Genomic DNA, 13,669 nt, shown 5'->3' with positions numbered 1-13,669 from the left:
ATCTACAGACAAACCATGACGCTTGAAGCCGTATTGGCCAGCCTTCACCTGCTGGCGATCCTGACCTTGGTGGTTTTTGTGACCAGCCAGGCGGCGCTGTGCCGCAGCGAATGGATGAATGCCGCGGTGGTGCAGCGCCTGGCGCGGCTCGATGCCATCTACGGCATCGTTGCCGTGCTGCTGTTGCTCACCGGTCTGGCCCGCCTGTTCTGGGGCGTCAAGGGCCTTGCCGGCTATACGGGCTCGCCCCTGTTCCATCTCAAGATGAGCCTGTTCGTCGTCGGCGCGCTGCTGTCCATCAAGCCCACCCTCGCGTTCCGGCGCTGGAAACGGGCGCTGGACGCCTCGGGCCAGCTGCCTTCCGAGGACGCCATCGCCCAGACCCGCCGCTGGGTCATGTGGCAGGCCCATGTGATCCCCGTGATCGCCGTGGTCGCCATCTTCTGGGCGCGCGGCATGTAGCGGCAACGCGCTGTGGCCCGTGCACCGCGCAATTGCCCGTTGGCCGCAGCATGGATGCGGGCGCCCACGTAAAATCGCCCGATGCTCTCCGTCAAACAGGAATTGCTCGCGGCCCTGGCTGCCGAGCTCGAAACACTATCGCCCGGCGCCGGCGCACGCGCTGCGTTTGAAAATCCCAAGGTGGCAGCCCATGGCGACTTCGCCTGCACGGCGGCCATGCAGCTGGCCAAGCCCCTGAAGGCCAATCCGCGCGCACTGGGCGAACAGCTCAAGGCCGCACTCGAAGCCACGCCGGCCTTCCGGCAATGGGTGGATGCCATCGAGATCGCCGGTCCCGGCTTTCTGAACATCCGCCTCAAGCCCGCCGCCAAGCAGCAGGTGGTGCGCGAAGTGCTCGCTGAAGGAGCCAGGTTCGGCTACCAGGCCGACCGCGGTGAAAACATCCTGGTCGAATTCGTCTCGGCCAATCCCACGGGCCCGCTGCACGTGGGCCACGGCCGCCAGGCCGCTATCGGCGACGCCATCAGCAACCTCTACGCCACCCAGGGCTGGAAGGTGCACCGCGAGTTCTACTACAACGACGCGGGCGTGCAGATCGACACGCTGACCAAGAGCACGCAGCTGCGCGCCAAGGGCTTCAAGCCCGGCGACGCATGCTGGCCCACCGATCCGGAGAATCCGGAATCCAAGAAGTTCTACAACGGCGACTACATCGCCGACATCGCCCAGGCCTTCCTGAACAAGGAAACCGTCAAGGCCGACGACCGCGAATTCACAGCCAACGGCGATGTCGAGGACTACGACAACATCCGCCAGTTCGCCGTGGCCTACCTGCGCAACGAACAGGACAAGGACCTGCAGGCCTTCAACCTGCGCTTCGACCAGTACTACCTGGAGTCCAGCCTCTACACCAACGGCTATGTCGAGGACGCGGTGCAGCGCCTGATCGCCAACGGTCATACCTACGAGCAGGACGGCGCGCTGTGGCTCAAGTCCACCGACTACGGTGACGACAAGGACCGCGTGATGCGCAAGTCCGACGGGCACTACACCTACTTCGTGCCCGATGTGGCCTACCACATCCAGAAGTTCAAGCGTGGCTTCACCAAGGTCGTCAACATCCAGGGCACGGACCACCACGGCACCATCGCCCGCGTGCGCGCCGGCCTGCAGGCCGCCGATGTGGGCATTCCCGCCGGCTATCCTGACTATGTGCTGCACACCATGGTGCGCGTGGTGCGCAATGGCGAAGAGGTCAAGATCAGCAAGCGCGCGGGCTCCTACGTCACGCTGCGCGACCTCATCGAGTGGACCAGCAAGGACGCGGTGCGCTTCTTCCTGCTCAGCCGCAAGCCCGACACCGAGTACACCTTCGACGTGGACCTGGCCGTGGCCCAGAACAACGACAACCCCGTGTACTACGTGCAGTATGCCCATGCGCGGATCCAGTCCGTGCTGCGTGGCTGGCAGGAGCAGGGGGGCGCGGGAGTCGAAGCCCTCCAGGACGTGGACCTGTCGGCGCTGGAAGGCCCGCAGGCCCAGGCCCTGATGCTGATGCTGGCCAAGTACCCCGAGATGCTGACGGCCGCCGCCGAAGGCAATGCGCCGCACGACGTGACCTTCTACCTGCGCGACCTGGCATCGAGCTACCACAGCTACTACGACGCCGAGCGCATCCTGGTCGATGACGAAAAGGTCAGGCTGGCTCGCTTGGCCCTGGTCGCCGCCACGGCCCAGGTGTTGCACAATGGTCTGGCCGTGCTGGGTGTGGACGCACCCGAGCGCATGTAATCGACACTGCGATAAGCGACTTATGAAGAAACAGCAACGTGGCGGCACCATCCTGGGGCTCATCTTCGGCATGATCATCGGCCTGGGCGCTGCGCTGGCCGTCGCCGTGTATGTGACCAAGGTGCCGGTTCCGTTCCTGAACAAGGGCGGCAACAACACGGACCGCGATGCGGCAGAAGCCGAACGCAACCGCAACTGGGACCCGAACGCGCCGCTGCAAAGCAAGGCGCCGCTGCCCCCGGCCGTGGCTCCGGCAGCCCCAGGCGCAAACGAGCCGGCGCCCGGCACCGCCGCACCGGCCATCGTGCAGCCGCCAGCCGTGGCCGGCGGTACGCCCGCGGTGCCGGCCGTGCCTGCGGTACCTGGCACGCCGGCCGCAGGCCATGGGGCGCCGTCCTCCACGGACCCGCTGGGCGACCTGGTGCGCCAGCGCTCCGCCGCCGCCGACAAAGCCGACAAGGCCAAGGCGGAAAAGGACAAGGCAGCGCAGGCGGCCCAGGCCGCCGAGAGCGGCTTCAACTACTTCGTCCAGGCCGGCGCCTTCCGCCGCCAGAACGAAGCCGAGGCCCAGCGCGCCAAGCTGGCCATGCTGGGCTGGGAAGCCCGCATCAGCGAGCGCGAGCAGAACGGTATCACCGTCTTTCGCGTGCGCGTAGGCCCGTTCACCAAGCGCGACGATGCCGAGCAACTCAAGGGCAAGCTCGACGGCGCCGGCGTGGAATCGACACTGGTGCGGGCGGCAAAGTAGCGTTGCCTCCTGAGCCGCTGCGCGGCTTCCCCTAGCCAGGCGCCCTCAAGGGGAACGACGGCCTTTACTGCGGGCGGTTCTTGCTTTGGGTGTGCCAGTTTGGTGCGCTGGTTGAACTTTTGTGAGGCAGGCGCCTCAGATATTGCAGACTTGAACTCAAGGAGTTTGTTGAGATGAAACGCCGCAATTTTTCCCTGGCCGCTTCGGCTGCCGCTGCCAGCGCCCTGACGCTGGGCACCTCCGCCAGCTGGGCCCAGGCCGCCGCGCCCAAGGAAGGCAAGGACTATGTCAAGCTGGCCAAGCCAGCCCAGGTCAGCGCACCTGCCGGCAAGGTCGAGGTGATCGAATTCTTCTGGTACAACTGCCCGCACTGCAATGCCTTCGAGCCCCAGTTTGCGGCCTGGAAGAATGCGGCGCCGGCCGACGTGGTCGTGCACCGCGTACCAGTGGCTTTCAATGCCTCCTTCGTACCCCAGCAAAAGCTCTACTACACGCTGGAAGGCATGAACCTCGTGAACACCATGCATGCCAAGGTGTTCCATGCCATCCACGTGGAGCGCATCAACCTGTCAAAGGAAGACCAGATCTTCGACTGGATGGGCAAGCAGGGCGTGGACATGGCCAAGTTCAAGGAGATGTTCGGCTCCTTCTCCGTGGCCAACCAGGTGCGCAAGGCCACGCAGCTGCAGCAGGAATATGATTTGGAAGGCGTACCCGCTCTGGGCGTGGCCGGCCGCTACTACACCGATGGCACCAAGGCCGGCAACATGACCAATGTGCTGCGCGTGGTGGACCAGCTGATCGCCTCCAGCCGCAAGGCCTGATTCACCAAGCTGCGCCAGCGCTTTGCAGACAGCCCGCCGTTGTGCGGGCTTTTTTCTGGCGGGGTCCGGACCAAGGGTGTGACTACAATGTATGCAAGAAACGTGCCCTCCATGACCAAACGACTTTCCCCCCTCGTGCTGGCAGCGGCCCTGGCCGCCTTTGCCGGCATGGCGCAGGCCGAAAAGGCCGACAGCGCCAAGCCCATGAACATCGAAGCCGACGCGCTGCGCCACGACGAGCTGGCGCAGACCAGCGTCTTCACCGGCAATGTGGTGATGACCAAGGGCACCATCGTGCTGCGCGGCGCCCAGCTGGACGTGCGCCAGGATGCCGAAGGCTACCAGTACGGAGTGGTCAAGGCCGAGCCGGGCAAGCGCGCCTTTTTCCGCCAGAAGCGCGATACCGAACGCGGCCAGCCCGATGAATTCATCGAAGGCGAGGGCGAAACCATCGAGTACGACGGCAAGGCCGATATCGTCAAGTTCATCCGCCGCGGCGAGATGCGCCGCTACCGTGGCGGCCAGCTCAGCGACGAGGTGACGGGCTCGATCATCGTCTACAACAATATCACCGACGTCTACACCGTCGACGGCCAGAAGACCAGCGGCGGGCTGCCCAGCTCCTCGGTGGGCCAGGGCGGCCGCGTGCGCGCCGTGATGGCGCCCAAGGAAGGCACGCCGGGCGCGACCCCGGGGGCCGCGGCCAAGCCGGCCGTGCCTGCCGGCGAACCCCTGCGCCAGAGCCTGACCATCGGCGGCGAGAAGAAATAATGAGCATGGACAGCAGCAACGCCGTGGCCGAAAGCCGTCTGCAGGCCCGGCACCTGGCCAAGTCCTATGGCAGCCGCAAGGTGGTCAAGGATGTCTCGCTTTCCGTCCAGAAGGGCGAAGTCGTGGGCCTGCTGGGCCCCAACGGCGCGGGCAAGACCACCTCGTTCTACATGATCGTGGGCCTGGTGCGCAGCGACGGCGGGCAGATCTTCATCGACGAGCATGACGTCAGCAACATGCCTATCCACCAGCGCTCGCGCCTGGGTCTGTCCTATCTGCCGCAGGAGGCGTCGATCTTCCGCCGCCTCAACGTGGAAGACAACGTGCGCGCCGTGCTCGAGCTGCAAAAGGACGAGCAGGGCAAAAATCTGACGCGCGAAGTGATCGAGGAGCGGCTGACCAGCCTGCTCAAGGAGCTGCGCGTCGACCACCTGCGCCAGTCGCCCGCGCTGGCGCTGTCCGGCGGCGAGCGCCGCCGCGTGGAGATCGCCCGGGCCCTGGCCACGCAGCCGCGCTTCATCCTGCTGGACGAGCCGTTTGCCGGCATCGACCCCATTGCCGTGATCGAGATCCAGCGCATCATCGGCTTCCTCAAGGACCGCGGCATCGGCGTGCTCATCACCGATCACAACGTGCGCGAGACGCTGGGCATCTGCGACCACGCCTTCATCATCAGCGACGGCCATGTGCTGGCCGAGGGCACGCCCGAGGAAATCGTGGACAACGCCGACGTGCGCCGCGTGTACCTGGGCGAGCACTTCAGGATGTAGGCGTCCATGAAGCCTGGCCTGTCGCTGAGGGTCTCCCAGCATCTGTCGCTCACGCCGCAGCTGCAGCAGTCCATCCAGCTGCTGCAGCTGTCCACGCTGGAGCTGGCGCAGGAAGTGGAGCAGATGCTCAACGACAATCCGTTTCTCGAACGGGAGACGGAAGGCGAAGCCGATGCTCACGAAGCAATAGCTGCCAGCGCCAATGAATCCTTGATTGCAGATGAATTTCGCTCTGAGAATTCGGAATACCAGGCGCAAGCAGCTTCCGAATTCATAGCGGAACCCGCACCCGCCGAAACTCCGCAAACGCTGGAATGGAACACCGGCGGCAATGACGGCCCGGACGACGGCGACGCCGGCGGTCTGGACGGGGAATGGGGCGGCGAGGGCAGCAGCGAATGGGATATCTCTGCAGCCCCGGCGGCCAAGGGCCGCCAGGCGGATGACGAAGAAAACGACGCCATCAGCCTGGCGTGCGAGCATGAAAGCCTGACCGACCATCTGCACCGCCAGGCGCTGAGCCTGCACCTGGGCGCGGAAGACCGCGCGGCGCTGAGCTTTCTGATCGAATCGCTCAACGACGACGGCTACCTCGAGGAGCCGCTGGCAGAGCTGGCCGCCGGCCTGGCCGGTGGCGACCTGGAAGAGCGCGAGGAGCTGGAGCAGCGCTTTGCCATCGCGCTCAAGCTGCTGCAGAGCCTGGAGCCCGCCGGTGTGGGGGCACGCGATCTGGCCGAATGCCTGCAGCTGCAGTTGCGCGACCTGCTGCAGCAGGCCGAGGACGAAGGCACGACGCCCGCGCGCCTGTCCCTGCTGCAGCTGGCGCAATCCATCTGCGCCCAGCCCATGGACCTGCTGGCCCGGCGCGATGTGCGCAAGCTGGCCGGCCTGTGCGGCGCGCGCGAGGAAGCGCTGCGCGAGGCCATGGCCCTGATTGCGCGCCTGGAGCCGCGCCCGGGCAGGCGCTTTGCCAATGTGGAGCGCCAGATCGTGGTGCCGGACGTCATCGTGCGCCCGGTGCGCGCAGGTGCGGGCCGCGTGGAGTTTGCGGTGCGGCTGAATCCGGACGTCATGCCCCAGCTCAAGGTGCACGACGTCTATGCGGGCGTGCTGCGCCGCCACCGCGGCGAGGAAAGCCACGGCCTGCTGCAGCAGCGCCTGCAGGAGGCGCGCTGGTTCATCAAGAACATCCAGCAGCGCTTCGACACCATATTGCGTGTGTCCGAAGCCATCGTGGAGCGGCAGAAGAACTTCTTCGTGCATGGCGAGCTGGCCATGCGCCCGCTGGTGCTGCGCGACATCGCCGATGCGCTGGGCCTGCACGAGTCCACGATCAGCCGCGTGACCACGGCCAAGTACATGGCCACGCCCCAGGGCACGTTCGAGCTCAAGTACTTCTTCGGCTCGGGCCTGGGCACGGAGACCGGCGGCAGCGCGTCCAGCACGGCGGTGCGCGCGCTGATCAAGCAGTTCGTCGATGCCGAGGACCCCAGGAAGCCGCTGTCGGATGCCAAGCTGGCCGACATGCTCAAGGAACAGGGCATCGAATGCGCGCGCCGCACCGTGGCCAAGTACCGCGAGCAGCTCAAGATCCCGACCACGACCTTGCGCAAGGCGCTGTAAAAAAACCGCCTCTGCAGCGCAGGGCGGTTTTTTGGCGGGCCCGGGATCGGGCCCTCGGCGGCGCAGCGCGCGCAGGCCTTCAGCGCGTCAGCTCGGCACAAGCCACCAGATGAGCAGGGCCAGCGCGGCCAGCATGAGGCCGAACTTGGTGATCTTGTAGACCGTCTTGTTCCAGGCCTTGAAGCGGCGGCGGTACTGGCCCATGTAGAACGAGATCTTGAAGATGCGGCTGATGAAGCCGCGCGGATCGCCTTCGTTGTTGGGCGAGCTGGCCGCGGCCACCACGTTCTTGCCCAGCCAGTGGTTGAGCCACTGCGCGAAGCGGTTGGTCATGGGCCGCTCCACGTCGCAGAACAGCACGATGCGGTTGCCCTCGCTGCGGTTCTCGGCCCAGTGCATATAGGTCTCGTCGAAGATCACGCCCTCGCCCTCGCGCCAGCTGTAGGGCTGGCCGTCGACCTCGATCATGCAGCGGTCGTCGTTGGGCGCCAGCACGGCCAGGTGGTAGCGCAGCGATCCCGCATACGGGTCGCGGTGCAGGTTGAGCTTGGCGCCCGGCGGCAGCTCGGCGAACATGGCCGCCTTCACGCTGGGAATGGACTTGACCAGGGCCGTGGTCCTGGGGCACAGCTCCATGGCCGAGGGGTGGGCATCGCCGTACCACTTGAGGTAAAAGCGCTTCCAGCCGGTCTTGAAGAAGGAGTTGAATCCGGCGTCGTCGTTGTTGGCGGCGGCCTTGATCTGCATGTTCTTGTGCAGGTTGACGGCTTCCTCGCGGATCTCGCGCCAGTTGGCCTGCAGCGGTGCCAGCTCGGGGAAGGTGCTGGTGGGCAGGTAAGGCGTGCGCGGCACCTTGCTGAACATCAGCATGAAGACGTTGAACGGTGCCGTGAACGTCGAGTGGTCGAACAGCTGGCGCAGCACCTTGTGCCGGACCTTGCCGCGCAGGTGCATGTACAGCCCGCAGCCGAAAAAGAGCAGCACCAGTGCCAGGACGATGATTTTTGCCATAACCCCGGATTTTACCGATCACCTCCAGCAGGGACATGGGGCAGATCAAGTTGCCTTTGAGATGGGCGCGCTCCAAGCCAGGGACGGCCGGCAAGGGCCGTCCCGCAGCAGGGGCTGCTCCTGCAAAGGCCGTCGTCCTCCTTTAGGGGGAAGGCGCAAAGCGACTCGGGGGAATCAAGGTAATGCCAGCACGGCGCAGTTGCACAGGTCCGCGCTCTCGAAGGCCGTGCGGTCGCCGGCCGCCAGCCCGGGCACGGGGAACAGCCGCACCGTCAGCGGCTTGTTGAGGCGGAAGGCCATGGTGCCGGTGTCGCGCATGACGGCGGCGATCTGCTCTGCGCTGCTGTCGCCGGGAATGGGCACGGTGTCCAGTCCAATGCCGCAGACGCTGCTGTAGGTCAGCAGGGCGCGGATGTCGAACTCGCCGTCGAGGCTGGCCCGGGCCAGGCCCTCGTCCTCGGTGACGGCCAGCATCAGGCCGCTGAAGCCTGTCTGCGTGACGCCGGCCACCGACTTGAACACCCGCGTCAGCAGCGCCGAGGCTTCCACGGTGCCGCTGGCGCCGAAGTAGGGCACGCCCAGCAGCCGGTAGACATCGACCATGGAGGCGCAGAACCTGGACGGCGCGGCCGAGGTGTCCATGCCCGCGACAAGCCAGCCATCGGCCAGCGCCACCCGGTCGGCGCAGTGCTGGATGGCGGTGGCATGTTCGGTGAGCGAGCGGCTCAGATGATCGAAGGCCAGTTGCAGCCAGGCCGCGTGGTCCAGCTGGCGGCGCTGCGCCTGCAGTCCGGCGAGCACGGCCACCAGCAGGTCCGGCGTTTCCAGCCCCAGCACCAGGGCGCCGTGGTGCCGGCCGCGGTGGTAGCTGGCCGGGAAGTAGGGAATGCCGGGTGCGCAGTTGAAGTTGACCGTGAAATTGAAATTGCCCTCGCCGCGCGGCGTGCTGCGGGCGATCTCCTGGATGGCCTGCACGCTGGCCTGCAGCAGCTCGCCCTGCAGGAATCCATTGCCGTCCAGGCCGATGTTGACGCAGGCATTGCACAGGTCGCCGTGGGCGGCAATCAGCCGGGGCAGCAGCGCGATTTCCTGCGCGGTGCGCGCCTCGCCGATGGCAAAGCGGATACGGCGTTTGCCCGTGTTGATGGCGCCGAGCATTTGCGTGATGCGCTGCAGATCCGCCAATGCGGGCTCGAGACCCGAAACGTCGATGAATTCCCCGAACGGATTGCTCACGATGCGTATGGACTGCACCTGGTAGCCCCGGGCTTCGATGGCATCGGCCACGGCATCGCACTGCTGCTTGGCCTGGGTCAGGCAGCTTTGCCACAGCACGGCATCTGCGGGCATGTTGACGAAGGCGGTGACGGTGCGAACGCGTACCAGGGGATTGAATGCAGTGTCCATGAAGCCCATTTTGCCTGCGGCCGGCTACAGCAGCCGCGTGCCCAGCGGCACATCGCCATCGGGCACGCACAGCGCCACATGGCTGTCGGCATTGTGAAAGCCCGTCACCAGGCATTCGCTCATCAGGGGGCCGATCTGCTTCTTCGGAAAATTCACCACGGCCACCACCAGGCGGCCCACCAGGTCCCCGGGCTGGTAGAGCTGGGTGATCTGGGCGCTGGACTTGCGCAACCCCAGCTCGGGGCCGAAGTCCACCTGCAGCTTGTAGGCAGGCTTGCGTGCCTCCTTGAATACTTCGGCCTGCACCACGCGGCCCACGCGCAGCTCCACTTTCATGAAGTCGTTCCAGCTGATTTCTTCCATGCGGTTTTCTCCTTGGCGTCCATCATGCCGCTGCCGCGGCGCGCGTTTGTAGAGCAACGCTTGTGGTGGGTAGCAGAGGATTTCTCCTACTCCTTGCGGCAAGCCCAGGGCCTATAAGAGAGCGTTCGCCGGCGCATGCGAGCGGCCGGTTTCATCCACGTCACAAGGGCCCAGGCCCGGGAGAGCGCTATGTTGCAACGTCGTCATGCGGTGGTTACGGTGGGCCTGTCGATACTGGCTCTGGCGGGTGCCTGGGGCCCTGCGGCCCGGGCCCAGGACAAGCCCAAGGTGGCCCTGGTCATGAAGTCGCTGGCCAACGAGTTCTTCCGCACCATGGAGGACGGCGCCAAGGCCCACCAGAAGGCCCACGCCAGCGAATACACGCTGCTGAGCAACGGCATCAAGAACGAGACCGACACCGCCGCCCAGATCAAGATGGTGGAGCAGATGGTGGCGCAGAAGGTCGATGCGCTGGTGATCGCTCCGGCCGATTCCAAGGCGCTGGTGCCCGTGCTCAAGACCGCCGTGGACCGCGGCGTGCGCGTGGTCAACATCGACAACCGGCTGGACCCCGCCGCGCTCCAGGAAAAAGGCCTGGTGATCCCCTTTGTAGGCCCGGACAACCGCGCCGGCGCCAGGCTGGTGGGCGACTACCTGGCCAAGCAGCTCAAGGCCGGCGACAAGGTGGGCATCATCGAGGGCGTTTCCACCACCACCAATGCGCAGCAGCGCACGGCGGGCTTCAAGGATGCGATGGAAGCCGGCAAGATGACCGTGGTGGGCGTGCAGTCCGGCCAGTGGGAAATCGACAAGGGCAACACCGTGGCGGCCGGCATGCTGCGCGAGCATCCGGACCTGAAGGCTCTGCTGGCCGGCAACGACTCCATGGCGCTGGGCGCGGTGGCGGCCGTCAAGGCCGCGGGCAAGGCAGGCAAGGTGTTCGTCGTGGGCTACGACAACATCCAGGCCATACACCCCATGCTCAAGGACGGCCGGGTGCTGGCCACGGCCGACCAGTTCGCGGCCAAGCAGGCGGTGTTCGGCATCGAGGAAGCGCTCAAGGCCGTCAAGAACAAGACCCCGCAGGCCCAGATGCCGGCCGAGGTCAAGACCGACGTGGTGCTCGTGACGAAATGACCTCCCCACGAGTCGCCTTCGGCACCGTTCCTGCGGGGGACGGCAGCCTTGCTGCGAGGCGGCGCCAGTGTCATGCGATGACGATGCATGCGGGGCATGCGGGAGTGCCGAGATGGCTGCGATGAATGATCTTCGGCCCGGGCGCGGTGCAGTGGCGATGACGCTGGAGGGCATGGGCAAGGACTACGGCCCCAGCACCGTGCTCGATGGCGTCACGCTAGAGCTGCGCGCGGGCGAATGCCTGGCGCTGACGGGTGAGAACGGCGCTGGCAAGTCCACGCTGGCCAAGATGCTGTGCGGCCTGGTGGAGCCCACGCGGGGACGCATGGCGCTGGACGGGCAGCCGTTTGCGCCGCGCTCGCGCACCCAGGCCGAAGCCCTGGGCGTGCGCATGGTGCTGCAGGAGCTGGGCCTGGTGCCCACGCTCACGGTGGCCGAGAACCTGCTGCTGGATCGCCTGCCCCAGCGCCTGGGCTGGGTGGACCGTGGCGCGCTGGCCGCCCAGGCCCGCATGCAGCTGGCCAAGATGGGACTGGAGCACATCGACCCCATGGCGCCCGTGGGGCAGCTGGGCATAGGCCTGCAGCAGATGGTGGAGATCGCGCGCAATCTGCGCGACGGCAACCGGGTGCTGGTGCTGGACGAGCCCACGGCCATGCTCACGTCCAGGGAGATCGAGCACCTGTTCGCGCAGATCGACCTGATGAAGGCCCGGGGCGTGGCCCTGGTCTATGTCTCGCACCGGCTGGAAGAGCTGCAGCGCGTGGCCGAGCGCGTGGCCGTGCTGCGCGACGGACATCTGGTCGACGTGCTGCCCATGCAGGGCCTGAGCGAGCCTGCGCTGGTGGAGCGCATGGTCGGCCATGCGGTGGAGACGCTGGATGCCCGGCCGCGGCGAACGGCGGGGCCCGTGCTGCTGCGTGCTCGTGGCCTGCGGCGCGGCAAGCAGGTGCAGGGCGTGGATGTGGAGCTGCGCGCCGGCGAGGTGCTGGGGGTGGCCGGGCTGGTGGGCGCCGGCCGCACCGAGCTGCTGCGCCTGCTCTATGGCGCGGACCGGGCCGAGGCCGGCAGCATCGAGCTGACCGGAGAGGGCATGGCGCAGGGCGCGAGAACGGCGGCGCGCAAGGCCGTGCCCAACTGGCGCAGCCCCATGCAGGCCATGCGCGCCGGCATTGCGCTGGTGACGGAGGACCGCAAGGCCCAGGGCCTGCTGCTGCCCCAGTCGATCCGCGTGAACACCTCGCTCAGCGGCATGCAGGCCGTGGCCCGGGGCGGCTGGCTGCGCCCGGCGGCCGAGTCCGGGCTGGCGCAGCGCATGGTCAAGCGCCTGCGCATCCGCGCCCGCGATACCGAGCAGCCCGTGGGCACCCTGAGCGGCGGCAACCAGCAGAAGGTGATCTTTGCGCGCTGGCTGCACCGCGACTGCCCGGTGGTGCTGCTGGACGAGCCCACGCGCGGCGTGGACGTGGGCGCGCGCGCCGACCTGTATGCCGAGCTGGACGCCATGGCGGCCCGGGGCAAGGCACTGATGGTGGTCTCCAGCGACCTGCGCGAGCTCATGGAGCTGTGCGACCGCATCAGCGTCATGCACGAGGGCCGCATCGTCGCCACCTTCGAGCGCGGCCAGTGGACTGCGCAGGCTTTGCTGGAAGCCGCCTTTGGCGAGGCGGCGCCCGGCGAGCAAGGATCCGGGAACGCAACAAGCAAGCAGGCGGAGAGGGCGCAGCCATGAATCCATCCACGTCTTCCAGCCGCTCTGCCGGCGATATGCCTGCGCCACGCAGTGCCTGGCGGCAGGAACTGGGCACCTACCTGGGCCTGCTGGTGGTGCTGGCCGCCATGATGGCCTTGTTCGGCAGCCTGTCCGAATACTTCCTCACGCGCGAGACGCTGCTGTCCATTGCCAACGAGATCCCGGCGCTGGCCGTGATGGCCGTGGGCATGACCTTTGTGCTCATCATCGCGGGCATCGACCTGTCCGTGGGCTCGGTACTGGCGCTGAGCGCGGCCATCAGCGCGGCGGCCGTGCTGCAGTGGCACTTCAGCCCCTGGGGCGCGGCCGCGCTGGGCCTGCTGGTGGGGCTGGCCTGCGGCGCGGCCACGGGCGGCATCGCGGTGGCATGGCAGCTGCCCAGCTTCATCGTCTCCCTGGGCATGCTGGAAGCCGTGCGCGGGGCTGCCTATCTGGTCACCGATTCGCGCACCCAGTATGTGGGCGATGCCATGGGGGCCCTGGCCGCGCCGTGGGTCGGCGGCCTGTCGGCCGCGTTCTTCATCGCGCTGCTGGTGGTGGCCGTGGGCCAGCTGGTGCTCAGCCGCACGGTGTTCGGCCGCTACGTGGTGGGCATAGGCACCAACGAGGAGGCCATGCGCCTGGCCGGCGTCGATCCGCGCCCCATACGCATTGCCGTGTTCGCCCTCACGGGACTGCTGGCCGGCCTGGGCGGGCTGATGCAGTCGGCGCGGCTGGAGGCCGCCGATCCCAATGCCGGCCTGGGCATGGAGCTGCAGGTGATCGCCGCCGTGGTGATCGGCGGCACCAGCCTGATGGGCGGACGCGGCTCGGTGGTCAACACCTTCTTCGGCGTGCTCATCATTGCGGTGCTCGAAGCCGGGCTGGCGCAGATCGGTGCCAGCGAACCCAGCAAGCGCATCATCACCGGCGCGGTGATCGTGGTGGCCGTGATCGTGGATACCGTGCGCCAGCGCAGGTCCGGGTGATGCCCCTGTATCGAGGCGGAGTGGCTGCCCAGCTGCCCGGC

13 protein-coding genes are annotated in these 13,669 nt (G+C 67.0%); 10 read left to right on the top strand and 3 right to left on the bottom strand.

Annotation, left to right across the window (positions count from 1 at the left end):
- Positions 1-15: 15 nt before the first annotated feature.
- The 7 genes from V8Z74_RS10085 (at position 16) to V8Z74_RS10055 (ending at position 6,989) form a co-directional block, all read left to right on the top strand.
- The gene (locus V8Z74_RS10085) at positions 16-462 is read left to right on the top strand and encodes a DUF2214 family protein (protein ID WP_349709090.1); all 447 of its coding nucleotides are present in this window, start codon (positions 16-18) and stop codon (positions 460-462) included.
- Between the two features lie 81 nt (positions 463-543).
- Positions 544-2,253: an arginine--tRNA ligase gene (argS, locus tag V8Z74_RS10080; protein WP_066475475.1), complete on the top strand. Its 1,710-nt coding sequence runs from the start codon at positions 544-546 to the stop codon at positions 2,251-2,253.
- A gap of 22 nt (positions 2,254-2,275) precedes the next feature.
- Positions 2,276-3,001, top strand: a complete 726-nt coding sequence (locus V8Z74_RS10075) for an SPOR domain-containing protein (protein WP_349709089.1) — start codon at positions 2,276-2,278, stop codon at positions 2,999-3,001.
- A 173-nt stretch (positions 3,002-3,174) separates the two neighbouring features.
- Positions 3,175-3,825: a thiol:disulfide interchange protein DsbA/DsbL gene (locus V8Z74_RS10070; protein ID WP_349709088.1), complete on the top strand. Its 651-nt coding sequence runs from the start codon at positions 3,175-3,177 to the stop codon at positions 3,823-3,825.
- A 111-nt stretch (positions 3,826-3,936) separates the two neighbouring features.
- Entirely contained in the window at positions 3,937-4,596 is a 660-nt protein-coding gene (gene lptA / locus V8Z74_RS10065; protein WP_349709087.1) for a lipopolysaccharide transport periplasmic protein LptA, read from the top strand.
- Between the two features lie 5 nt (positions 4,597-4,601).
- Positions 4,602-5,366 (top strand): LPS export ABC transporter ATP-binding protein, encoded by a 765-nt coding sequence (lptB, locus tag V8Z74_RS10060; protein WP_245633329.1) that lies wholly within the window; start codon positions 4,602-4,604, stop codon positions 5,364-5,366.
- 6 nt (positions 5,367-5,372) lie between these two features.
- A complete protein-coding gene (locus V8Z74_RS10055; protein ID WP_349709086.1) occupies positions 5,373-6,989 on the top strand; it encodes an RNA polymerase factor sigma-54 in 1,617 nt (538 codons plus the stop codon).
- Between the two features lie 87 nt (positions 6,990-7,076).
- Here the strand turns inward: V8Z74_RS10055 and V8Z74_RS10050 are convergent, their stop codons facing one another.
- The 3 genes from V8Z74_RS10050 to V8Z74_RS10040 form a co-directional block, all read right to left on the bottom strand.
- Positions 7,077-8,000: an aspartyl/asparaginyl beta-hydroxylase domain-containing protein gene (locus V8Z74_RS10050; RefSeq protein WP_349709085.1), complete on the bottom strand. Its 924-nt coding sequence runs from the start codon at positions 7,998-8,000 to the stop codon at positions 7,077-7,079.
- Between the two features lie 174 nt (positions 8,001-8,174).
- Entirely contained in the window at positions 8,175-9,407 is a 1,233-nt protein-coding gene (locus V8Z74_RS10045; RefSeq protein ID WP_349709083.1) for a DUF711 family protein, read from the bottom strand.
- A gap of 24 nt (positions 9,408-9,431) precedes the next feature.
- Positions 9,432-9,770: a tRNA-binding protein gene (locus V8Z74_RS10040; protein ID WP_349709082.1), complete on the bottom strand. Its 339-nt coding sequence runs from the start codon at positions 9,768-9,770 to the stop codon at positions 9,432-9,434.
- 189 nt (positions 9,771-9,959) lie between these two features.
- Here V8Z74_RS10040 and V8Z74_RS10035 point away from each other — a divergent pair, with 189 nt between their 5' ends.
- From V8Z74_RS10035 to V8Z74_RS10025, 3 genes are all read left to right on the top strand, one after another.
- The gene (locus V8Z74_RS10035) at positions 9,960-10,907 is read left to right on the top strand and encodes a sugar ABC transporter substrate-binding protein (RefSeq protein WP_349709080.1); all 948 of its coding nucleotides are present in this window, start codon (positions 9,960-9,962) and stop codon (positions 10,905-10,907) included.
- Positions 10,908-11,019: 112 nt separating this feature from the next.
- Positions 11,020-12,639 (top strand): sugar ABC transporter ATP-binding protein, encoded by a 1,620-nt coding sequence (locus tag V8Z74_RS10030; protein ID WP_502879500.1) that lies wholly within the window; start codon positions 11,020-11,022, stop codon positions 12,637-12,639.
- Positions 12,636-13,628 (top strand): ABC transporter permease, encoded by a 993-nt coding sequence (locus V8Z74_RS10025; protein ID WP_349709078.1) that lies wholly within the window; start codon positions 12,636-12,638, stop codon positions 13,626-13,628. The genes V8Z74_RS10030 and V8Z74_RS10025 overlap by 4 nt, the downstream gene beginning before the upstream one ends.
- Positions 13,629-13,669 lie beyond the last annotated feature (41 nt).

It is taken from the genome of Comamonas sp. w2-DMI (assembly GCF_040187735.1).
Taxonomy (GTDB): Bacteria; Pseudomonadota; Gammaproteobacteria; order Burkholderiales; family Burkholderiaceae_C; genus Comamonas; species Comamonas terrae.
Note: the sequence above shows the minus strand (reverse complement) of the source record. Positions and strands in the feature narration are given on the sequence as shown.

Bases quoted from the DNA above. Each gene is read 5' to 3' on its own strand.
- V8Z74_RS10085 (WP_349709090.1), top strand. From the start codon at position 16: ATGACGCTTGAAGCCGTATTGGCCAGCCTTCACCTGCTGGCGATCCTG.
- argS (WP_066475475.1), top strand. From the start codon at position 544: ATGCTCTCCGTCAAACAGGAATTGCTCGCGGCCCTGGCTGCCGAGCTC.
- V8Z74_RS10075 (WP_349709089.1), top strand. From the start codon at position 2,276: ATGAAGAAACAGCAACGTGGCGGCACCATCCTGGGGCTCATCTTCGGC.
- V8Z74_RS10070 (WP_349709088.1), top strand. From the start codon at position 3,175: ATGAAACGCCGCAATTTTTCCCTGGCCGCTTCGGCTGCCGCTGCCAGC.
- lptA (WP_349709087.1), top strand. From the start codon at position 3,937: ATGACCAAACGACTTTCCCCCCTCGTGCTGGCAGCGGCCCTGGCCGCC.
- lptB (WP_245633329.1), top strand. From the start codon at position 4,602: ATGGACAGCAGCAACGCCGTGGCCGAAAGCCGTCTGCAGGCCCGGCAC.
- V8Z74_RS10055 (WP_349709086.1), top strand. From the start codon at position 5,373: ATGAAGCCTGGCCTGTCGCTGAGGGTCTCCCAGCATCTGTCGCTCACG.
- V8Z74_RS10050 (WP_349709085.1), bottom strand. From the start codon at position 8,000: ATGGCAAAAATCATCGTCCTGGCACTGGTGCTGCTCTTTTTCGGCTGC.
- V8Z74_RS10045 (WP_349709083.1), bottom strand. From the start codon at position 9,407: ATGGACACTGCATTCAATCCCCTGGTACGCGTTCGCACCGTCACCGCC.
- V8Z74_RS10040 (WP_349709082.1), bottom strand. From the start codon at position 9,770: ATGGAAGAAATCAGCTGGAACGACTTCATGAAAGTGGAGCTGCGCGTG.
- V8Z74_RS10035 (WP_349709080.1), top strand. From the start codon at position 9,960: ATGTTGCAACGTCGTCATGCGGTGGTTACGGTGGGCCTGTCGATACTG.
- V8Z74_RS10030 (WP_502879500.1), top strand. From the start codon at position 11,020: ATGGCTGCGATGAATGATCTTCGGCCCGGGCGCGGTGCAGTGGCGATG.
- V8Z74_RS10025 (WP_349709078.1), top strand. From the start codon at position 12,636: ATGAATCCATCCACGTCTTCCAGCCGCTCTGCCGGCGATATGCCTGCG.